The organism is Halobaculum litoreum, assembly GCF_030127125.1.
In the GTDB taxonomy this organism is placed as follows: Archaea; Halobacteriota; Halobacteria; order Halobacteriales; family Haloferacaceae; genus Halobaculum; species Halobaculum litoreum.
Window position 1 is genome coordinate 700,840 of sequence record NZ_CP126156.1, and the last position, 18,288, is coordinate 719,127.

General features: G+C 73.8%; 21 protein-coding genes and 3 pseudogenes. 7 read left to right on the forward strand and 17 right to left on the reverse strand.

The annotated features are described in order from the left end of the window. The first annotated feature begins 182 nt into the window (after positions 1-182). Complete coding sequence (locus tag P0R35_RS03710; RefSeq protein WP_284013883.1) at positions 183-377, forward strand: hypothetical protein; 195 nt, start codon at positions 183-185, stop codon at positions 375-377. 14 nt (positions 378-391) lie between these two features. Here P0R35_RS03710 and P0R35_RS03715 read toward each other — a convergent pair whose 3' ends face one another. Further along, positions 392-832 carry a DUF7988 family protein gene (locus P0R35_RS03715; protein ID WP_284013884.1) on the reverse strand — a complete coding sequence of 147 codons (441 nt, stop codon included), beginning with the start codon at positions 830-832 and terminating at the stop codon, positions 392-394. 108 nt (positions 833-940) lie between these two features. Here P0R35_RS03715 and P0R35_RS03720 point away from each other — a divergent pair, with 108 nt between their 5' ends. After that, positions 941-1,204 (forward strand): BolA family protein, encoded by a 264-nt coding sequence (locus tag P0R35_RS03720; protein ID WP_284014692.1) that lies wholly within the window; start codon positions 941-943, stop codon positions 1,202-1,204. 66 nt (positions 1,205-1,270) lie between these two features. On the opposite strand, the gene P0R35_RS03725 is transcribed toward P0R35_RS03720, so the two are convergent. The 8 genes and pseudogenes from P0R35_RS03725 to P0R35_RS03765 all read right to left on the reverse strand — a co-directional run bounded on the left by P0R35_RS03725 (position 1,271) and on the right by P0R35_RS03765 (position 7,086). Continuing rightward, positions 1,271-2,092, reverse strand: a complete 822-nt coding sequence (locus tag P0R35_RS03725) for an MOSC domain-containing protein (RefSeq protein ID WP_284013885.1) — start codon at positions 2,090-2,092, stop codon at positions 1,271-1,273. Positions 2,093-2,230: 138 nt separating this feature from the next. Further along, a complete protein-coding gene (psmA, locus tag P0R35_RS03730) occupies positions 2,231-2,986 on the reverse strand; it encodes an archaeal proteasome endopeptidase complex subunit alpha (protein WP_284013886.1) in 756 nt (251 codons plus the stop codon). 155 nt (positions 2,987-3,141) lie between these two features. Continuing rightward, complete coding sequence (locus P0R35_RS03735; protein WP_284013887.1) at positions 3,142-3,330, reverse strand: HVO_2922 family protein; 189 nt, start codon at positions 3,328-3,330, stop codon at positions 3,142-3,144. Positions 3,331-3,372: 42 nt separating this feature from the next. Beyond that, positions 3,373-3,783 (reverse strand): tautomerase family protein, encoded by a 411-nt coding sequence (locus P0R35_RS03740; protein WP_284013888.1) that lies wholly within the window; start codon positions 3,781-3,783, stop codon positions 3,373-3,375. A gap of 32 nt (positions 3,784-3,815) precedes the next feature. Next, positions 3,816-4,804: pseudogene (locus tag P0R35_RS03750) on the reverse strand (lamin tail domain-containing protein). A 96-nt stretch (positions 4,805-4,900) separates the two neighbouring features. Then, on the reverse strand, positions 4,901-5,464 hold the full coding sequence (locus tag P0R35_RS03755; RefSeq protein ID WP_284013891.1) for a dihydrofolate reductase: 564 nt from the start codon (positions 5,462-5,464) through the stop codon (positions 4,901-4,903). Further along, positions 5,464-6,471: a thymidylate synthase gene (gene thyA, locus P0R35_RS03760; protein WP_284013892.1), complete on the reverse strand. Its 1,008-nt coding sequence runs from the start codon at positions 6,469-6,471 to the stop codon at positions 5,464-5,466. The genes P0R35_RS03755 and thyA overlap by 1 nt, the downstream gene beginning before the upstream one ends. Positions 6,472-6,552: 81 nt before the next feature. Continuing rightward, entirely contained in the window at positions 6,553-7,086 is a 534-nt protein-coding gene (locus P0R35_RS03765; RefSeq protein ID WP_284013893.1) for a hypothetical protein, read from the reverse strand. 109 nt (positions 7,087-7,195) lie between these two features. Here P0R35_RS03765 and P0R35_RS03770 point away from each other — a divergent pair, with 109 nt between their 5' ends. Further along, complete coding sequence (locus P0R35_RS03770; RefSeq protein ID WP_284013894.1) at positions 7,196-7,819, forward strand: MBL fold metallo-hydrolase; 624 nt, start codon at positions 7,196-7,198, stop codon at positions 7,817-7,819. Positions 7,820-7,859: 40 nt separating this feature from the next. Here P0R35_RS03770 and P0R35_RS03775 read toward each other — a convergent pair whose 3' ends face one another. The 3 genes from P0R35_RS03775 to sod all read right to left on the reverse strand — a co-directional run bounded on the left by P0R35_RS03775 (position 7,860) and on the right by sod (position 9,544). Further along, the gene (locus P0R35_RS03775; RefSeq protein WP_284013895.1) at positions 7,860-8,156 is read right to left on the reverse strand and encodes a DUF5827 family protein; all 297 of its coding nucleotides are present in this window, start codon (positions 8,154-8,156) and stop codon (positions 7,860-7,862) included. Positions 8,157-8,206: 50 nt separating this feature from the next. Beyond that, positions 8,207-8,668, reverse strand: a complete 462-nt coding sequence (locus P0R35_RS03780; protein WP_284013896.1) for a cupin domain-containing protein — start codon at positions 8,666-8,668, stop codon at positions 8,207-8,209. Between the two features lie 276 nt (positions 8,669-8,944). Beyond that, positions 8,945-9,544 carry a superoxide dismutase [Mn] gene (gene sod, locus P0R35_RS03785; protein ID WP_284013897.1) on the reverse strand — a complete coding sequence of 200 codons (600 nt, stop codon included), beginning with the start codon at positions 9,542-9,544 and terminating at the stop codon, positions 8,945-8,947. Positions 9,545-9,802: 258 nt separating this feature from the next. Here sod and P0R35_RS03790 point away from each other — a divergent pair, with 258 nt between their 5' ends. Then, positions 9,803-10,957, forward strand: a complete 1,155-nt coding sequence (locus tag P0R35_RS03790) for an MFS transporter (RefSeq protein ID WP_284013898.1) — start codon at positions 9,803-9,805, stop codon at positions 10,955-10,957. A gap of 30 nt (positions 10,958-10,987) precedes the next feature. On the opposite strand, the gene P0R35_RS03795 is transcribed toward P0R35_RS03790, so the two are convergent. After that, positions 10,988-11,611 (reverse strand): DJ-1/PfpI family protein, encoded by a 624-nt coding sequence (locus P0R35_RS03795; RefSeq protein WP_284013899.1) that lies wholly within the window; start codon positions 11,609-11,611, stop codon positions 10,988-10,990. 92 nt (positions 11,612-11,703) lie between these two features. On the opposite strand from P0R35_RS03795, the gene P0R35_RS03800 reads away from it, so the two are divergent. Continuing rightward, positions 11,704-11,844, forward strand: coding sequence for a hypothetical protein (locus P0R35_RS03800; RefSeq protein ID WP_284013900.1), 141 nt, complete (start codon positions 11,704-11,706; stop codon positions 11,842-11,844). A 42-nt stretch (positions 11,845-11,886) separates the two neighbouring features. On the opposite strand, the pseudogene P0R35_RS03805 reads toward P0R35_RS03800, so the two are convergent. After that, positions 11,887-13,324 (reverse strand): annotated as a pseudogene (locus P0R35_RS03805) (cryptochrome/photolyase family protein). 105 nt (positions 13,325-13,429) lie between these two features. Between P0R35_RS03805 and P0R35_RS03810 the strand changes: the two are divergent. Continuing rightward, entirely contained in the window at positions 13,430-14,428 is a 999-nt protein-coding gene (locus P0R35_RS03810) for a TIGR04024 family LLM class F420-dependent oxidoreductase (protein WP_284013901.1), read from the forward strand. Then, positions 14,425-15,480, forward strand: coding sequence for a winged helix-turn-helix domain-containing protein (locus tag P0R35_RS03815; RefSeq protein ID WP_284013902.1), 1,056 nt, complete (start codon positions 14,425-14,427; stop codon positions 15,478-15,480). Before P0R35_RS03810 ends, P0R35_RS03815 begins: the two co-directional genes overlap by 4 nt. On the opposite strand, the gene P0R35_RS03820 is transcribed toward P0R35_RS03815, so the two are convergent. From P0R35_RS03820 to P0R35_RS03830, 3 genes and pseudogenes are all read right to left on the reverse strand, one after another. Further along, complete coding sequence (locus tag P0R35_RS03820; protein WP_284013903.1) at positions 15,450-16,148, reverse strand: Ntn hydrolase family protein; 699 nt, start codon at positions 16,146-16,148, stop codon at positions 15,450-15,452. The genes P0R35_RS03815 and P0R35_RS03820 overlap by 31 nt on opposite strands. A gap of 84 nt (positions 16,149-16,232) precedes the next feature. After that, positions 16,233-16,906, reverse strand: a pseudogene (locus P0R35_RS03825) (6-hydroxymethylpterin diphosphokinase MptE-like protein). Positions 16,907-17,035: 129 nt separating this feature from the next. Continuing rightward, positions 17,036-18,181, reverse strand: coding sequence for a dihydropteroate synthase (locus P0R35_RS03830; RefSeq protein ID WP_284013905.1), 1,146 nt, complete (start codon positions 18,179-18,181; stop codon positions 17,036-17,038). Positions 18,182-18,288 lie beyond the last annotated feature (107 nt).

Consider the following 18,288-nt stretch of genomic DNA (forward strand, 5'->3'; position numbering starts at 1 on the left):
TGGCACGCGAGACCCGTCGGCCGACCGGCACATGAATGCGCCGGAGGGATCCGGCACAAGCGACTCGCTCGGGCCGCGCCACCCCCCTCCGTGGTCCGACACGCGACGAGCGGGCGACTGGCGAACCGCCGGACGAGCACCGAACCGCGGCCGCGAGTCGCCGATCCGGCGAGGGTGGCGCCGTGAGCCGGGACCTGTGGGTCGTCGCGGCCGCGGTGGTGCTGTCCGTCGCCGCGGTCCCGGCCGCGCTGAGCGTCCTCCTCCCCGCGCTCGCTCGCGACGGCCTCGCCGCGCGTCCGGTCGGGGTCGGCGTCGTCGCCATGGCGCCCGGCTTCCTGATGGGCGCGGTCGGCCTGTGGCTGTGCGCCCGCGGGTGAGCGCGCGGCGCCCGTCACCGGAGCGCGACCGACAGCGCCACGCCGTCGCCGTCGACACGGCGGTACCGCGGGGTCTCGCCCGAGCGGTCCACGGCGAACACGTCGAGCGAGACGACCAGTCGCCCGACCGCCGGGAGCGTCGCCCGGACCACCGGCCCGGTCGCCGTCACGACGAGGTACGGCGGCGCCGCCACGGGCGCGGCGGGGAGCCGGACCCCGAGCGCGTCCGCGGCGGTCGCCAGGAGGGCCGGGAGCCGGTCGAGCGCGCCGGCGGCCGCCAGCGCCTCGCGCAGCGCCGGCACCACCGCGTCGCGGTCGGCCGTCGCGTCCCCGGCCCACCGGTCGGCGACCGCGTCGGCGCAGGCGTCGACGGCGTCGAACAGCGGCCCGTGTTCGGCCAGCAGGCGCTCGCGGACGGCGGTCGTGGGGTCGGGGCCGTCGCCGGCGTCGGTCACGGTGGAGGGATCCGGCGGGGCGGTGGTAAGCCCGTCGGGGAGCGGCGCCGGGACGGCGTCGGCACCGACCGCTTTTTCCCCGGCGACCGCCGACCGTGGCCCATGAGCATGACCGCCGCCGACGTCGAGGCCGCCATCGAGGCGGGCATCGAGGACTGCGAGGCGACCGTCACGACGCCGCGGGCGCCCGACCCGGACCACGAGGACGCCCACTTCGCCGCCGTCGTCGTCTCGCCCGCCTTCGAGGGGAAGTCGCTCGTCCAGCAACACCAACTCGTGTACGACGCCGTCGGCGACGCGATGACGAAGGAGGTCCACGCGCTGGAGATCAAGACGTACACGCCCGAGGAGTACGCGGAACACGGCGAGTAGGCCGGGACTCACCCGAGACGGGCGCGTCCCGCGGGCAAGGCCGTCTCTCCGCGTCGCCCGCCGCGGCTACTCCTCCTCGACGCCGACGATCCGGACGTCGTCGCCGACCGCGAGGTGCGCGCCGACGCTCTCGGCCGGCACGACCGTGTTCGTCATCAGCCGGAAGTAGTGGTCGAAGCGGTCGCCGCCGCTCCACGCGGGCATCGTCGCCCGCCGCTTCTCGACGAACCGCGCGCGGAAGTCGGGGTACTCCGCGCCCGTGTCGGGGTCGCGGGCGGGGACGGCACAGCGCTGGCAGGGGTTGACGCCGAGCAGGTCGGCGTCGCCGACGCGGACGCGGACGCGCCGGCCGCGGTCGGCGACGAGCCGGTCCTCGAAGAACGCCTCGTCGCTCGCGACTTCGAGGTTCGGGCGGAGCCGCCGGCGCACCGAGTCGACGTCGAGGCCGTCGTACCACGACGCCACCTCGCGGAGCGTCCCCGTCGCGAGCACGGTCGGCCCCGCGAGCTCCGTGTCGTCCGGGTAACCGCCCGGGCGGTCGTCCACCAACCGCACCTCGTAGCCGAGGAACGCGCCGACCCACGCCGCGAGCGCGTCCCCCTCGTCGTCGAGGCGGAAGGTGTCGGGGGCGGGCGCGTCGTCGTCGTGGGGCGCCGCGAGGGCGACGGTCCGAGCGTCGAGGTCGAACTCGGCGCGGACGCGGTGGATCCGCCGCTCGTTCTTCCCGTTCACGTAGTCGCCGTCGGCGTCGAGCAGGGCGAACTCCCGGTCGGGGGCGAGGCCGCCGCCGGGGGCGAGCGCCGCGGCGTCGACGCCGACGCCGTCGAGCGCCTTCACGGGGTACACGCGGACGCGGTCGAGCGTCGTCGTGTGGGCGTCGTCGGTCACGACTGCGAGGGCGGGCGCGGCGAAGGTAAACGGGTCGGTCGCACGCCCTCCCCGCGTGGCGGCCGCTCCGGCGAACCGGCGGCGGGCGGCAGAACGGGGTCGCGGACCGTCGTCGACCCGGGACGGGGGCGGCGGGCCCTACTCCTCCTCTTCGGTGGTCTCGTCGTCGTCCTCGTCGCGTTCGAGGTCGAGTTCGGCGACGAGGTCGGCGATCTCCTCGGCCGTGAAGGCGGTGTACCCCGCCTCCGACACCGTCGACAGCGACACGTCGTCGGCCGACAGCTCGTCGTTCGCCTCGAACAGCGCGCGCAGCGCCAGCCCGATGCCGTCGTCGAGGGTGAGTTCCTCGCTCCACTCCTCCTCGAGCAGCTCCTGGATCTGCTGGCGGGAGCCGCCGATGGCGGTCGCCTTCCACTCGTGGGGCGTGCCCGAGGGGTCGGCGCCGAACAGCCGCGGCGCGCCGTTCTCGTAGCCGCCGATGAGCAGCGCGGCGCCGTACGGCCGGGTGCCGCCGCGCTGGGTGTTCTCCTGGATGTGGTCGGTGATGTACTTCGTCAGCGTCTCGACGCCGACCGGCTCGCGGTAGCGCAGGCGGTTGCCCTGCGCCATCCGGCGGGCGTAGTCGATGAGCTGGCGCGCGTCGGCGACGTGGCCGGCGCTGGCGGTGCCGACGTGGTCGTCGAGCTTGTGGAGCTTCTCGATGGACTCCGACTCCATCAGGCTCGAGGACGCCTGCGCCTGCGCCGCGAGCACGACGCCGTCGGTCGTGCGCACGCCCACCGAGGGGGCGCCGCGCGAGACGGCCTCGCGCGCGTACTCCACCTGGTAGATGCGGCCGTCCGGCGAGAACAGCGAGGTCCCGCGGTCGTACGCCTGCTGGTCGTTACCCCTCATCGGTCACCACCGACGTGAATCGTCGTCGCGAGTACGGTCATCGGTCCACGGTATGGGACCACGTCGGAAAAAGCCTCCCTAAACGGAGCTTTAGCTGCCCCGCCGAAACCGGGCGACACCGGCGCGTCCGTGCGGGCCCGGTCGCCGCCGGCCGGTCACTCGTCGTCGACGACCGGCGCGTCCGACGCGTTCGTCTTCACGCTCTCGATGCCCTCGTGGGCCTTCTGTTTGCTCGCGTACCCCTCGCCGGAGTCGGCGATGATGTTGCCGTTGTCGTGGACGAGGCGCCAGCGCCACTCGTCGGCGTGGTCGCGGTACACCTCGAAGGTAGCCTTGCTCGGCATGGACGGGCCGTCAGCCCCCGGCGGCTAAGGCGTGCCGGCCGATCACTCGCGCCCGTCGCGTTCGGTCGGCGGGGCGTCGTCGGCCTCGGCGGCGTCCCACGACGCGAGCGGCTCACCCCCGAGGACGAAGTCCTCGCCGGGGTGCTCGGTGAACACCACGTACACCGTGTGCTCGGGGACGCCGAAGCGGTCGCCGAGCGCCGCGGTCAGCCGCCGCGCGAGTTCGTGGCGCTGCTCGACGGTCCGCCCCGCCCGGACGTCGGCGTTCACGACCGCGACCGGCTCGCCGTCGGCCGCCCGGCCGATCCGGGGGTCGGTCTCGGCGAGGATCACGCCCACGTGGTCGGTGCCGGTGTCCATCACGTCGGCGTACGTCTCGGCGACCCGGGGGGCGAACGCGTCGCGGTCGGCGTCGTCGACGGGGACCGAGAGGTCGAATCGGAGGTGTGGCACGCGTGCCCGCTCCACGCGCCGAGGGATAAGCGTCAGGTGGACCGCTCGGCGACGACCGCCCCGCTCGCGTCCCGCAGCGTCACCGTCTCGCCGTCGTTGTTGAGGGTGGGTCGGTCGCGCCCCCAGTACAGGTCCGTGTCGGTGTCCTCGCCGCTCCCGACGTGGACGGTGAGCGTCGCATCGGCCGCGAGCGTCGTCCCGTCGGGGAACCGGTACCCGAAGCCGGCCGCGTCGGTGAGCGTCCACCCCGAGAGGTCGACCGACGACTCCCCGCGGTTGCGGACCACCACGTACTCGTCGTTCAGGTTCTCCCCGTCGGGACCGTCGGCGTCGGCGTGGATCCGGGCGATCACGACGCCCTCGCCGTCGTCGGTGGCGCCGGCCGTCGTCGCGCTCCCGCCGACGGGCCCGGGCGTGCCGTCGCGACACGACCACACCCCCGACCCGCGGCCATCGCGCGCTCCTCGGCGGCATAGAACCGGTCGCCGCGCTCGAACGCCGAGTCGTACACGCGGGCGAGGCCGCGGTCGACGAGCGCGTAGTTGACCGAGCCGCCGTCGTGGTGGACGTACACGAGCAGGCGGTCGTAGTAGCCCCGGCGGGGCTCGTTGGCGTCGAACGCGAGGACGACCTCCTCGCCGAGCAGGCGGTCGCGTGCGTAGGCGCTGGCGCGGTCGCCGGCCTCGGCGAGGCACGCCCGGCCGGCGTCGGTGTCGGGGACGCCCTCGAACTCGGCGGGCGTGTTCTCGGCGTACACCTCCGGCGTGTCGACGCCGAGCAGGCGGGCGGTGTCGGTCGTGCCGTTGTCGTACTCGAACCGGAGCGTGTCGCCGTCGACGACCTCGACCACGGTGACGCGGAGGCCGTCGGCGGGCGGGGCCACGGTCCGCGCCGTGCCGTCGCCCGCGGGCGGCGCGGTCGGCGTCGCGTCGCCGCCGGCTCCCGACCCCGCCGGGGTCGCGACGCAGCCGGCGCACACGAGGAGGAGACAGCAGACGAGCGCGGGCCCGGCGCGGTGCATACCGCCGGCACACGCGCCGGGCGGAAAGCCGTTCGGGGGCCGACGCCGCGGCGGTGCGGTCGCCCCGGCGGGACGCCGCGCCCGTTCGCCGCGGGGTCAGCGCCGCCGGTCGTACGTCACGAAGTCGAACTCGTCGCGCGCCTCGCGCTCGGTCTCGACCCACGCGTCGGCGTCGAACGCCGGGAACTCGGTGTCGCCGTCGTACGCCTCGTGGACCTCGGTGAGCACCAGCCGGTCGGCGACGGCGAGGAACTGCTCGTACACCGTCTCGCCGCCGATCACGTACACGGTGTCGACGCCGAGCGCCTCCGCCGTGCGCTCGGCGGCCGCCAGCGCGTCGGCCACGGAGTCGGCGACGACCACATCGTCGGGGAGGTCCGGCGCGGACCGCGACAGCACGACGTTCGTCCGGTCGGGGAGCGGGCCGCCGAGGTCGGCCGCGATCGACTCGTACGTCCGTCGACCCATCACGACGGGGTGGCCCGTCGTCGTCTCCTTGAAGCGGCGCAGGTCCGCCGGGAAGTGCCACGGCATCCCGCCGTCGGCGCCGATGACGCCGTTGGCGGCGACGGCGGCCACGAGCGCGACCCGGAGCCCGGCGGCGTCCACGTCGGCGTCCGCCGCGGGGCGGTCGGCGGGGTCGGTGTCGTCCCCCGCCATCACTCGGCGACCGCGAACTCGATCCCCGGCGCGGGGTCGTACCCACGGAGTTCGATGTCGTCGTACGTCAACTCGTCGAGCGGCTTGTCGGCCACGCGGAGGTCGGGCCGCTCCCGCGGTTCGCGCCCGAGTTGGCGGAGCAGGCCCGGGACGTGGTCCTTGCGCTCGTCGCCGTCGGCCTCGGGGGGTGCCTCCGCCTCCACCCAGTCGGCGAGGCGTTCGTACTCCTCGCGGGAGTCGGCGTCGGCGAGCCCCTCGGCGAGCATGGCGCGCGTGTCGTCGGCGCCGTACCAGTCGCCGCGGTCGCCGGTGCCGCAGTAGACGTGGGCGTCGACGATGCTGTGAGCGAACGTGCCCGGCTCGAAGCCGGTGCGCTGGGCGACGGCGGTCAGCAGGATCGAGTAGGCGGCGATGTTGAACGGGACGCCGAGCGCGAGGTCGCCCGAGCGCTGCGTGAGGTGGAGGTTCAGCCGGTCGCCCTGCACGTTGAACACGAACGTGTAGTGGCACGGCGGGAGCGTCGAGACGGTGGCGTTGGCGGGGTGCCACGCGTTCACGACGATGCGCCGGGAGTTGGGGTGCTCGCGGAGCGTGTCGAGCACGTACGCCAACTGGTCGAACGTGCGCTCGTCGTCGTTCAGCCAGCGGTGGCCGTCGTCGGGCCACGTCTCCCCCTCGAGCCCCTCCTCGGGGACCGGGTACCGCCGCCAGAAACGCCCGTAGGCGGTGTCGAGGCGTCCCTCCTCGTCGGCCCACGCGTCCCAGATGCCCGTCTTCTCGCGGAGGTCGCGGACGTGCTCCTCGCCCGAGAGGTACCACAGCAGTTCGTGGATCAGCGACCGCCAGCGAAAGCCCGAGAGGTCCTTCGTCGTCAGGAGGGGGAACCCCTCCGCGAGGTCGGCCTCGTAGTGCGCCGAGAACGCCGACAGCGTGTCGACGCCGGTCCGGTTCGGCTTGTACGTGCCGTCCCGGATCACGTCCTCGACGGTCGAGAGGTACTGCTTCATGGTGGCGTCGTTCGGCCGGGGGGGCAAAACCGTATGGGGAACCGGCCGCACGCGGGGGTCGGAGTGCCGTCGTGGTCCGGCCTACAGGTCGCAGTCGAAACACCAGAACGCCTCGCGGAGCCGCTCGTGCCGCTCCTCGTCGATCCCGTGGACGGCGGCGAGTTCCGCCATGTCGCAGTACGGTCGGTTGCGTTGGATGCGCGCGAACAACTCCCCGTCGAAGCCCGGGAGCGCCGTGACGCGTGCGGGCGGCACGACGTTGATCTCCGTCCACAGCTCCTCCCACGTCGGGTCGCCCGCGAACACGTCGTCGGCTCTGAGGGCTCGCTCGTGGGCCTCCTCGACGCCGTAGCCGGCGGCACGGAAGCGGATCTCGTTCAGTTCGTGGTGGAGGATGTACCGCTCGTACGGCCGGAGGTACTCGGTGAGCCACACCTCGTTCGCGGGGACGCCCTCGCGGCGGGCGGCGGGCGGCGCGATCCGCTCGCCCTCGTACTCGACGTTGTAGAAGGCGTTGTAGCGGGCCATGCGCTCGTGTGGCTTGTACACGACGTCCCAGCCGCGGGCCTCCATCTCCGCACGCGGGTCGATCGCGTCGGGGTCGTACCCACCCATACGCGGTCGTTCGGGCCGGCGACTGCTATCGGTTTCGCCGCTGCGCGGGTACGACGCGGCGCCCGCCGCGACGGGAACCCCCAAGACCCGCCGCCACCAACGCCCGGCCGTGATCCACAACCTCGCCGCCGGCGTGCAGGCGTTCACCAGCAACGCGTTCCTCGTCGCCGGTCCCGCGAGCGCCGACTCGCCCGCGGCCGACGACGACGGCGACACCGGCCGGCGCGTCCTCGTCGACACCGGGTCGAACTTCGACGTGCTCCCCGGCATCGACGAGCGTGTCGACGACCTCGACGCCGTCGTCCTCACCCACACCCACCGCGACCACGTCGGCAACGTCAAGGCCGTGTGTGACGCGTACGGCGTCGAGACGTGGGGGTTCGACACGGAGCAGCCGGCCGTCGACAACGCGATCCCGGACGGGGGCACCGTCGAACTGGGGCTCGGGACGTACGAGGCGCTCCACACGCCCGGCCACAAGGACGACCACCTCTGTCTGTACGACGAGGCGGCGGGCGTGCTGTTCGCGGGCGACCTGATCTTCCAGAACGGCGGGTTCGGGCGGACGGACCTCGAGGAGGGCGACCGCGAGGCCCTGATCCGCAGCATCGACCGCGTTCGCGACCGCGTCGACGAGGGCCTCGCGGAGCTGCACGTCGGGCACGGGCCGAGCGTGCTCGACGCGCCGTTCGACCACGTCGAGCTGGCCGCGCGGGCGGCGCGGATGCGGTAGCTCGCGCACCGCGGTCGGCTCCCCGTCGGCTCCTCGACGGCTACTCGTCGGCGCCGTCCGCGACGTCGCCGTCCTCCCGCAGGCCGTAGTACCCCGGCTCCTCGTCGGTGCGCGGCTCGGCGACGACGAGGTCGTCGGCGTTGACGATCACCCACGGGATCGCCCAGTCGAGCAGGATCTCCTCGGTGCCCTCGTCGATCTCGGCGTCAGGCTCCAACCCCTGGAGGAGGCGTGCGATCTCGTACACCGTGTACATCTGTCCGGGCGCCAGCAGCTCCGCGGGCGTGTAGAAGTCGCAGGGATACAGCGCGGAGAAGTCGTCCTTGTCCGTCGGCATACACGGCCGTTGGCCCGGCCGCCGCTAAAGCCCGACGGCTCCGGCGTCGGTTACGTCGGGAGGTCCGCCGCGGTGCCGCACTCGGGACACTCGAACGCCATCCCCTCCTCGGCCGGGATCGCGGCGAGGGCGTCGTGGCCGCACTCGCGGCACTCGACCGGGACCCGGACCTCGGTGGAGTCGGCGGGCGCACCGAGCGCGAGCGCCTCGACGGGCTCGTCGCCCTCGTTGCTCCCCGTCTGGTACTCGCCGGGCGCGAAGCGGATCGCCTCGCCCGCGGCGACGTCGACCGTCTCCTCGGGCGTCTCGAACGTCGCCGTCCCCGAGAGGACCACGAACAGTTCCTCCTGGTCGAGGTGGGTGTGCATCCCGCCGGAGAACCCCTCTCCGGGTGCCAGTTCGTAGTGGTTGATCGCCAGGTCCTCGGCGCCCAGCGGGTCGGCCAGCTTCCGCATCGTCACGCCGTTGCCGAAGCCGCCCTCGGCTACGTCGTCGATGTCGACGTGTTCCATCGTCCGTGGCCAGGGTCGGCTCCGTGATGAATCGTGCGCCGCCGGCAGCCCCCACTACCCCCCCTCGGCCGAGGCGGCCGGCCGCGGGCGACTCGCACACCGTGGTCACGTCGCCGGCGGTCGCCGCGACGGCCCCACCGGGGAACCAGTCGGCTCGTTCGACGTCGAGGTCCGCCGGCCGGCCGAGGATCGACGGCGCCGTCGCTGGGCGGGTCGTGTCGAAAGAAACGCGAGGTCTGCTCGGACCCCCTCCGGGTCCGTTCGTCGTCGTCCGACTTACTCGAACAGCTCGACGGCCTGCTCGTAGCGCGTGCTGGGCTCGTCCCAGTCGACGACCTCGAAGAACGCGCTCACGAAGTCGCCGCGCGCCGGGCCGTAGTCGTAGTAGTACGAGTGCTCCCAGACGTCGAGCGCGAGGATCGGGTGGCCGCCCCAGATCGCGCCCTGGTCGTGCTTGTCGACGACCACGTTGCGGAGCTGGTTCGAGAACGTGTCGTACACGAGCAGCGCCCAGCCGGAGGCGTTGCCGGCGGCCGCCTCGAACTCGCCCTTCCACGCCTCGTAGGAGCCGAAGTCCTCGGCGATCCGGTCGGCGAGCGCGCCCGACGGCTCGTCGCCGCCCTCGGGGCTCATGTTCTGCCAGAACAGGTCGTGCAGGATGTGGCCCGACGAGTTGTGCGTCACGCTGCGGATCGCGCTCGCGGACGAACCGAAGTCGCCGCTCTCGCGGTTCTCGGCGAGCGTCTCCTCGGCGGAGTTCCAGCCGTTGACGTACCCCTGGTGGTGGGTGTCGTGGTGCCACGTGAGCACCTGCTCGCTGATGTGCGGTTCGAGTGCGTCGTAGTCGTACGGCAGCGGGTCGAGTTCGTAGCTCATGATTGTGTTCCTCCGACCGTTACAACGGCGCGATAGCTGTTAAAGATTGAGAAGGTGACTGGTAGCACTTGACAAGACCGTTTCGATCCGCGCCCCGGTCGAGTCGGGCGATCGGCGGCGTCGCTCGGCCCGGGCCCTCGCGGGGTCGATTCACCTCAGGTTCGCGTACGTGTGCCCGCGTCGACAGCCGGGCGCGAACTCGCGGCCCGGCTCGCCGGTACCGACGGAGGAACCACTCCCACCCGAGTAGTGGGGGGTGTGCGCGGGTGGCGCGGCGTCGGACTGGTCGCGGGGTGGCAGGTGTCGGCGAGCGTCTGCTTCTACGCCGTGTTCGCGACGACGGCGTTCCTGCGGGCCGACTTCGGCCTCACGCGCTTCCGGACCGGGCTCGCGGTGACGGCGGTGATCGCCGGCTACACGCTCGCGCTGTTCGCCGCCGGCGCGGTCGTCGACGCCTACGGCGAGCGCCGTCCGATGGTCGGCGGGCTCTCGGCGATGGGGGCGGGCTGTGTCGCCGTCGCGTTCGCGCCCTCCTACCCGCTGGTGCTCGGGGCGCTGTTCCTCGTCGGCGTCGCCTACGCCACGGCGATGCCGGCGACGAACCGCGCGGTGCTGGTCGTCGCCCCCGACGGCGCCCGCAACCTCGCGATGAACGTGAAGCAGGTCGGCGTCACCGTCGGCTCGGGGCTGTCGGCCGGCGTCGTCACCGTCGCGGGCACGGGCGGCGACTGGGGGACGGGTTCCTCGTCGCGGCCGGCGTCGCGGCGCTCGTCGCGCTCGCGTTCGCCGGCGGCTACGGCGGACGGCCGGGCTCGGGGGCTCGCGTTCCCCGACGTCCGCGGGCTGTTGGCGGGCGCGGGCTACCGCGGCCTGCTCGTCGCGGGCTTCTTCCTCGGCGCGGCGGTGTTCACCACGACCGGCTACGTCGTGCTCTACATGACCGACTCCGTGCTCGCCTCGGCCGCGCTGGCCGGGGGCACGCTCGCCGCGATCCAGGGCACGGGCAGCCTCGGTCGCCTCGGAGGCGGCGCCATCGCCGACCGGCTCCCGACGCCGGCGGCGACGGCGAACGCGCGCGTCCTGCTCGTCCAGTCGGTCGTCACCGCCGTCGGCTTCGTCGTCGTCACGCTCGTCGGCGCGCCGACGGTCGCGGCCGTCGCGTTCGCGCTGTTGGGCTTCTTCGTCCTGGGGTTCCCGGGGATGTACTACGGCTGTCTCACCGCGCTCGTCGACGACGACGAGGTGGGCGCGGCGACGGCGGGCGGCCAGACCGCGATCAACCTCGGCGGCCTCCTCGCGCCCCCCGCCTTCGGCTACCTCGCGGACACCGCCGGCTACGCGCTCGGCTGGTACGGGCTCGCGGGCTGTGCGGCGCTGGCGGCGGTCGCGCTGGTGCCGCTGGTGCGGGAGTGAGGGCGCCCCGGCAGGGGGTCGCGGTCCGGGCTACTCGCCGCCGGCGATGGCGCCCGGCTCGTACGCCGCGTGCTGGCGGGTGTACTCCATCGTCGTCGCCACTGACTCCGCGACCTCGGCGCCGGCCTCGCGCTCCACGATGTGCAGCGCCAGGTCGATGCCGGAGGTGACGCCGCCCGCGGAGAGCACGTCGCCGTCGTCGACGACGCGCTCCTCGCGCACCTCCGCGGCCGTCTCCCGGAGGTCGTCGAGCGCCGAGGCGTGGGTCACCGCCGGCCGGCCGTCGAACACGCCCGCCTTCGCGAGCAGCATCCCGCCGGTGCAGACCGAGGCGACGGTCGCGCCGGCGTCGTGGTGGGCCGCGACGGCGTCGGGGACGGCGCCGCGCTCGTACTCGGCCCGCGCGCCGGCGCTGCTGCGGTCGTTCCAGCCGCCGCCCGGGACGACGAGCAGGTCCACCCCGCCCGGGTCGGGGAGCGCGCCCTCGCTCTCGACGCGCATGCCGTGGCTCGCGGTCACCGGACCCGGACCGTCGAGCGCGACCAGTCGGGTGTGGAAGTCGGCGCCGACGGCCTCGGCGTTGCGGAACACCTCGAACGGGCCGACCGCGTCCAACTCGTCGAACCCCTCGTACAGCAACACGGCGACGTTCATGCCGGTCGTTCGGACGCCGGGGGGATAGCCGTGCCGAGGGCGGCGACGGACGCGGCGACAAGACCCATCACGCAGCCGTCGCTGGCGTCGGTATGGGTCACTGTCCCCACTGCGAGACCGACCTCCGCGAACTGGTCGAGAGCGACACCGACGCCCGCTACGCCGGCGGCGTGACCGTGTGGGAGTGCGCCGCGTGCGGGGCGATCCTCGGGACGAGCGGCGTCGGCGTCTGAGCGCTGTTCGCCGCTGGTCGCCGGCGGTCGGCTCCGGCCGGCTCAGTCGGCGCTGGCGCCCTCCTCCTCCTCGCCGCGGGCGCGCTTGAACATCGAGAGGGCCCGCTCGCGCATCTCCGAGTGGTCGACGACCGGGTCGGGGTACTGCGGCGCGAGCTGCCGGCGCCGGCCCACGGAAAGTTCGTGCCACGAGTGGACGTCGTCGGCGGAGACGCTCGCGAGTTCGGGGACGTACTCCTTGACGTACTCGGCGTCCGGGTCGTAGCGCTCGCCCTGCGTCATCGGGTTGAAGATGCGGAAGTACGGCTGGGCGTCCGTCCCGGTGGAGGCGGCCCACTGCCAGCCGCCGTTGTCGTTGGCGGTGTCGTGGTCCGCGAGGTGCTCCTTGAAGTGGGCGTAGCCGTGGCGCCAGTCCAGCAGGAGGTCCTTCGTGAGGAACGAGGCGACGATCATCCGCACGCGGTTGTGCATGTACGCCTCCGCCTTCAGCTGGCGCATCCCGGCGTCGACGATGGGGTAGCCCGTCTCCCCCTCCTTCCACGCCTGCAGGTCCGCCATCGCCTCGTCGTCGTCGCGCCACTCGATGTCGTGCTCGTACTCCTTGTAGTTGCGATCCACCACCTCGGGATTCGCCCACAGCACCTGCGTGTAGAACTCCCGCCACGCGAGCTGCGACTGGAACTCCTCGACCGCCCCGACGGCGTCGTCGTCGCCGTCGGCGTCCGCCTCGGCCTTCGCGGTCGCCGTCGCCTCGTACACCTCGCGCACGCCGACGGTCCCCCACTTGAGGTCCGTCGAGAGCCGCGAGGTGGCGTGTTTCCCCGGATAGTCGCGGTCCTCGTCGTAGCGGTAGATCGCCTCCTCGCAGAAGGCGGCGAGGCGCTCGCGGGCGGCGGCGGTCCCCGCCTCCTGCACGTCCGCCGCCGGCTCGGAGAACCCCAGCTCCTCGACCGTCGGGAGGTCGGCGCCGGTCACGGCCGCGAGGTCGTCGGCGGTCGGCGCGTCGAACGGGTCGTGTTTGTCGCGGTCGCGCCACTTCTTCCAGAAGTAGGTGTAGACGGCGTACGGGTCGCCCGCGTTCGTCGTGATCGTGCCGGGCTCGTGGTGGACGGCGTCGTGGCGCGTCTCGCGGGCGACGCCGGCGTCGTCGAGCGCCATGCGGACCCGCGCGTCCCGCTCGCGGGCGAGCCCCGAGTAGTCCTCGTTCCAGAACACGGCGTCGGCGTCGTGCTCGGCGGCGAGTCGAGGGCTCGTCGGCGGGGTCGCCGCGGGCGACGACCAGGTCCGAGCCGCGGTCGCGGTAGTCGGCCCGCAGCGCGGCGAGCGCGTCGAGCATGAACCGGACGCGCGGGTCCGCCCCGTGTGCGAGCACGTCGTCGTCGAAGACGAACACCGGCACGACCGTGTCGCCGTCGGCGGCCGCGGCGAGCCCGCGGTTGTCGGCCACCCGGAGGTCCCGTCGGTGCCAGAACAGTCGCATGGAGGTGTCCTCGGGGGGCGCGGTAGTAACGCTACTGGCGCCCGTCGCCGCGGGCGGGGCGTCGGCCGGGGTAGCTTCTTACGCCCCGGTCCGCTTCGGAGGGGTATGACACACCGCGACGTCTCCCTGCCCGTCGCCGCCCAGCCCTCGCTCGACGGTGTCTTCTCGCTGGCCGAGGACGCCGAGGACCTCGGCTACGACCGGGTGTGGCTCCCCGAGACGTGGGGGCGCGACGCCGTGACGGCGCTCGCGCTCGCCGCCGAGCGCACCGACACCGTCGGCCTCGGCACCTCCATCGTGAACGTCTACTCCCGCTCGCCGGCGCTGCTCGGGCAGACGGCGGCCACCCTGCAGGAGGCCAGCGACGGGCGGTTCCGCCTCGGGGTCGGCCCCTCCGGGCCGGCCGTGATCGAGGGGTGGCACGGCGCCGACTTCGGCAACCCCCTCAAGCGCACCCGCGAGGCGGTCGAGGTGACGAAACGCGTGCTCTCGGGCGAGCCGGTCGACTACGACGGCGACGTGTTCACCCTCGACGGCTTCCGACTCCGGCAGGGCCCGCCCGCCCACCCCGTCGCCGTCGACGCCGCGGGGATGGGACCGAAGGCGGTCGAACTGTGCGGGCGGTTCGCCGACGGCTGGCACGCGCTCATGCTCACGCCGGACGGCCTGCGCGAGCGCTTGGCGGCGTTCCGCCGCGGTGGGGAGTTGGGCGACCGCGAGCCCGACGACCAGCGAGTGACCGTGTCGCTCACCTGCTGTGCGCTCTCGGACGCCGACCGGGCGCGCGAGTCGGCCCGCCAGCACGTCGCCTTCTACGTCGCCGCGATGGGCGACTTCTACCGGAACGCCCTCGCCGCACAGGGCCACGGCGACGTCGCCGACACGATCCGTCGGCGGTGGCACGACGACGACCGCGAGGGCGCGCTGGCGGCGCTGGACGACGACCTCCTCGACGACCTCGCGGCGGCGGGGTCGCCCGAGCGCGCCCGCGAGACGGTCGAGCGGTTCGCGGCCATCGACGGCGTCGACGCCGTGGCGGTGTCGTTCCCGCGCGCCGCCGAGGCCGACGAGATCCGCGAGACGATGGAGGTACTGGCGCCGTGAGCGACGGGGACGCGAGCGACGGCGACCGGGAGGCCGGAGACGCGGCCGAGTCCGCGGTGGCGCCCGACGACGCGTTCGCCGCCCTCGGCGACGAGACGCGCCTGCGGACCGTGCGCGAACTCGCCGCGGCCGAGGGGCCGCTCGGGTTCACCGAGCTGTTCGAGCGCGTCGTCGACGACCCCGCGAAGCCGTCGGCGGGGTTCGCCTACCACCTGCGGAAACTGAACGGCCGCTACGTCGACACCGACGACGAGGGGCGCTACCGCCTGACGTTCGCCGGCCGGCAGGCCGCCCGCGCGCTCGCGGCCGGGGTGTACACCGAGCGGGTGGATCGGGACCCGGAGGGCGTCGACGGCGACTGCCCGGTCTGCGGGGCGGCGTCGCTGGAGGCGCGGATCGCCGACAACCACGTCGCCGTCGCCTGCGTCGCCTGCGGGACGGAACTGCTCGCGCTCCCGTTCCCCCCGAGCGGCGTCCGCGGCCGCGACACCGACGCCGTCCTCGACGCCTTCGACGCGTACCACCGCGCCCGGTTGCGCCAACTGGCGGACGGCGTCTGCCCCGACTGCGCGGGTCGCGCCGCCGGTCGGATCGCGTTCGTCGAACCGACCGCGCTCCCGGGCGTCCCCGAGGGGGAGTCGCGCCCGGTGGTCGCCGGCGCCTGCGAGGAGTGCGACTTCCTCGTCCGGGTGCCGGTGTCGGTCGCGCTCGCGGACCACCCGACCGTCGTCGCCTTCCTCGACGACCACGGGGTCGACGCCCGCGACCGTCCCCTGTGGAACCTCGGCCCCGAGTGGAGCGAGGCCGTGCTGTCGACCGACCCGCCCGCCGTCCGGGTGTCGGTCGCGCTCGGCGGCGAGGTGCTCGCCCTCCTCGTCGGCAACGGCCCGACGGTCGTGGACGCCGAGCGGACGAGCGACGGGACGCGAGAACGCGGAGACAACGGGCGGAACGGCGGAGGCGACCGGGACGAGGTGGCGGGCGCGGCCGTCGGGGGAAGCGAGGACGATCGCGACGACGATCAGGAGGCGACCGCGTCGGGGTCGTCGTAGACGCGGGCGTCGACGCCCGCGGCCGTGAGCGTCACCGACTGGAGCCCGTTGCCGGAGGCGGTGTCGCGCTCGCTCGCGGCGGCGACCGCCCGAGCCGCCAGCGCCTCGGCGTCGGCGACCGACAGCCCGGCCTCGTAGCCGTCCTCGAGGGTGCCGTAGGCGAAGGGCCCGCCGGAGCCGTCGGCGGCGAACGGCTGTTCGAGCACGGACCCCCCGGCGTCGAAGGTGAACAGCCGAGCCCGGTCGGCGTCGACGCCGCCCAGCAGGTGCTGGACGCCGTACGGCTGTCGACGCATCGCGCTCGCCGCGTAGCCCGCGAGCGCCGTCGTCGACATCGTCCGGCCGCGCCGGAGTTCGTACAGCCGGCGTTCGGCGTCGAGGTCGGCGACGAGCGCCTGCGCCCCGGACACCGACCCGGTGAACGCCAGCGCCGCCGAGTCGCCGAGCGGGTGGACCTTCTGTGCGTCCTTGCTCGACACCATGCGGCCGAGGCTCGCGCGGCGGTCCGACGCGAGCACCACCGCGTCGCCCGCCGCGCCACGGGGAGCGTCCGCGGCGTCGTCGCGACCGGTGTCGCCGTCGGCGGCGTGCTGGAACGTGTCGGTTCGTGCGACGATCCCGACGACGGTCGTGCCGAGGGACGTCTCGTTCGGAGTCGTGTCGTCCATACGCTTCGGAGCGGCCGCCGACGGATAAGTATCAGCTAAAATATCGTTTAGCGGGCGGGCGAACCCGGGCCGGGCGGGCGTCGCTCACGGCGGGTCGACCCGGTCGCGCCGGCCGTCGAGACCGCGAACCGCTCGCCGCGCCGGCGTTCGAGGAGGCGGAGGAGTCGCTCCGCCCAGTCGAGCTTTCGCGCCTTCATCCCGTCCACGTCGGGGTCGTCGAAGTCCCACCCGGGGAACACGAGGCGGTCGGCGCCGCAGGCATCCGCGAGGAACGCGGCGCGGTCGCCGTCGGTGAAGCCGCCGAAGTTGGCGACGGCGTCGACCGGGGCGGCCTGCGTGGTGACGAGCGTGTGGGCGGCGTCGTAGCGGGGGAGCCACTCGTCGACGAGGGGGCCGTTGTCGCCGTGGGCGTGGGCGACGACGACGGCGCCGCGGTCGGTCCGCCGGCGCCCGGTGTCGGGGTTCTTGTCGAGGTCCGTCACCATCGCGTCCGTCTCGACCCCGCAGTCGGCGAGGCGGTCGGTCGCGGTGGAGGCGGCGAACACGCGGTCGGCGTCGCGCGCGAGCGCCGCGTCGGCCTCCAGCGACGGGCCCGCCCCGGCGACGGCGACGGTGTCGCCGGCGCAGTCGAGGCGGTCGAGGTCGAACGCGGTCGCGTAGGCGGCCGCCCGGTCGCGGACGCGCTCGTCGGCGGCGCGCTCGAACCCGAAGTCGGTGAGGATCGCCTCGTAGATCGGCTCCCAGTCGGTGAACTCCATGGTGGTGACTACCCGGGTTGCGGCGCTCAGTAATACGGGATCGGGCCGGAAACGGCACCAGAGTACCCCTACCCGCGGTGCCTTCCCGGCTTCCAACCGTGGGTAGCGACGGATCGGGTATAAGTTTTCTTACTCCGTCGGACGTTCGACCGACGCCAAGGCGGCGTCCAAGGCCTCGGTGACGCCGTTCGCGGCGTCTGCGCTCTCGGCGAGCGCTCGCGACGTGCCCACGAGCAGCGCCGTCGACTCGGCCTCGCCGACGGCGAGGACGGCCGTCGACTCCGCGACGGCGGCCCGCAGCGCGCCCAGTTCCTCCGCGTCGAGGCCGCCGAACTCGTACACCCGCGCGACGGCGTCCCCGGCCGCGGCCGGGTCGCCGCCGACCCGATCGAGGTGGCGGCGGGCGTCGCCGACGGTCGTCACGTCCAACTCCTCGACGGAGACGTCGTCCGAGCGACGTGTGCGCTCGCGGGCGAACTCCTTCCCGATGAGCGCGGCGTCGCGCGTCTCGGCCACGTCGTGCGTCCGGACGATGTGGGCGCCGCGCTCGACCGCCATCGACGTCGCCGCCAGCGAGACGGGCAGCGCCCCCTCGGTGTCGCGGCCGGCGACGCTCCGGAGGAAGTTCTTGCGGTTGATCGACACGAGGATCGGCCGGCCGTAGCCGCGGAACTCCCGCAGGCGGTGGAACGTCTCGCGGTCGTGGGCGAGCGTCTTCGCCTCCGACCAGCCGCCGAAGGCGGGGTCGACGATGGTCTTGTCGGTGAAGCCGTTGAGCGACAGCGCCTCGTAGATGTCGTCGACCTCCTCGACGGCGCCGGGGCGTTCGAGGTCCGGCGGCGACGCCATCTTGGCGACGGCGGCGTCGAACTCCTCGCAGACGCGCGGCATCTCGGGGTCGGCGAAGCCGCAGATGTCGTTCACCATGTCGAACCCGCGAGACAGCGCCGCCTCCGCGACCTCGTGGTAGCGCGTCTCGATGGAGAAGACGGCGTCGCCGGAGACGCTCTCGACGGTCTCGACGGCGGTGTCGAGGCGCTCCAGCTCCTGCTCGGCCGTGAGCACGTCGAACTTCTTGTTCGCCGACTCGAGGCCGACGTCGACGATGTCGGCGCCCTCGCCGATCAGTTCCTCGTCGACGTACGCCGCCGCCTCGCTCGGGTCGTCGTACACGCTCGGGTCGTAGGGGGACTCCCGGGAGACGTTCAACACGCCCATGATCCGGGGCGGGTGGTCGTCCCCGATACCGAGGCCGGCGGCGTCGACAGTTCGCATGGACACGTCCTCGGGCGGCACCGGTTTCGGTGTTGTGGTCGCGGCGCCCGCGGGCGATCCGGGCCGGCCGGCCGCGGCGGTCGCCCGGCCGCCGGACCCGGGAGCGC

Coding starts and splice junctions, on each gene's coding strand:
- P0R35_RS03775 (WP_284013895.1), bottom strand. CDS start 8,156: ATGCCGACGGACAAGGACGACTTCTCCGCGCTGTATCCCTGCGACTTC.
- P0R35_RS03780 (WP_284013896.1), bottom strand. CDS start 8,668: ATGGAACACGTCGACATCGACGACGTAGCCGAGGGCGGCTTCGGCAAC.
- P0R35_RS03720 (WP_284014692.1), top strand. CDS start 941: ATGACCGCCGCCGACGTCGAGGCCGCCATCGAGGCGGGCATCGAGGAC.
- P0R35_RS03795 (WP_284013899.1), bottom strand. CDS start 11,611: ATGAACGTCGCCGTGTTGCTGTACGAGGGGTTCGACGAGTTGGACGCG.
- thyA (WP_284013892.1), bottom strand. CDS start 6,471: ATGAAGCAGTACCTCTCGACCGTCGAGGACGTGATCCGGGACGGCACG.
- P0R35_RS03755 (WP_284013891.1), bottom strand. CDS start 5,464: ATGGCGGGGGACGACACCGACCCCGCCGACCGCCCCGCGGCGGACGCC.
- psmA (WP_284013886.1), bottom strand. CDS start 2,986: ATGAGGGGTAACGACCAGCAGGCGTACGACCGCGGGACCTCGCTGTTC.
- P0R35_RS03735 (WP_284013887.1), bottom strand. CDS start 3,330: ATGCCGAGCAAGGCTACCTTCGAGGTGTACCGCGACCACGCCGACGAG.
- P0R35_RS03820 (WP_284013903.1), bottom strand. CDS start 16,148: ATGGACGACACGACTCCGAACGAGACGTCCCTCGGCACGACCGTCGTC.
- P0R35_RS03830 (WP_284013905.1), bottom strand. CDS start 18,181: ATGCGAACTGTCGACGCCGCCGGCCTCGGTATCGGGGACGACCACCCG.
- P0R35_RS03765 (WP_284013893.1), bottom strand. CDS start 7,086: ATGGGTGGGTACGACCCCGACGCGATCGACCCGCGTGCGGAGATGGAG.
- P0R35_RS03800 (WP_284013900.1), top strand. CDS start 11,704: ATGGGTCACTGTCCCCACTGCGAGACCGACCTCCGCGAACTGGTCGAG.
- sod (WP_284013897.1), bottom strand. CDS start 9,544: ATGAGCTACGAACTCGACCCGCTGCCGTACGACTACGACGCACTCGAA.
- P0R35_RS03810 (WP_284013901.1), top strand. CDS start 13,430: ATGACACACCGCGACGTCTCCCTGCCCGTCGCCGCCCAGCCCTCGCTC.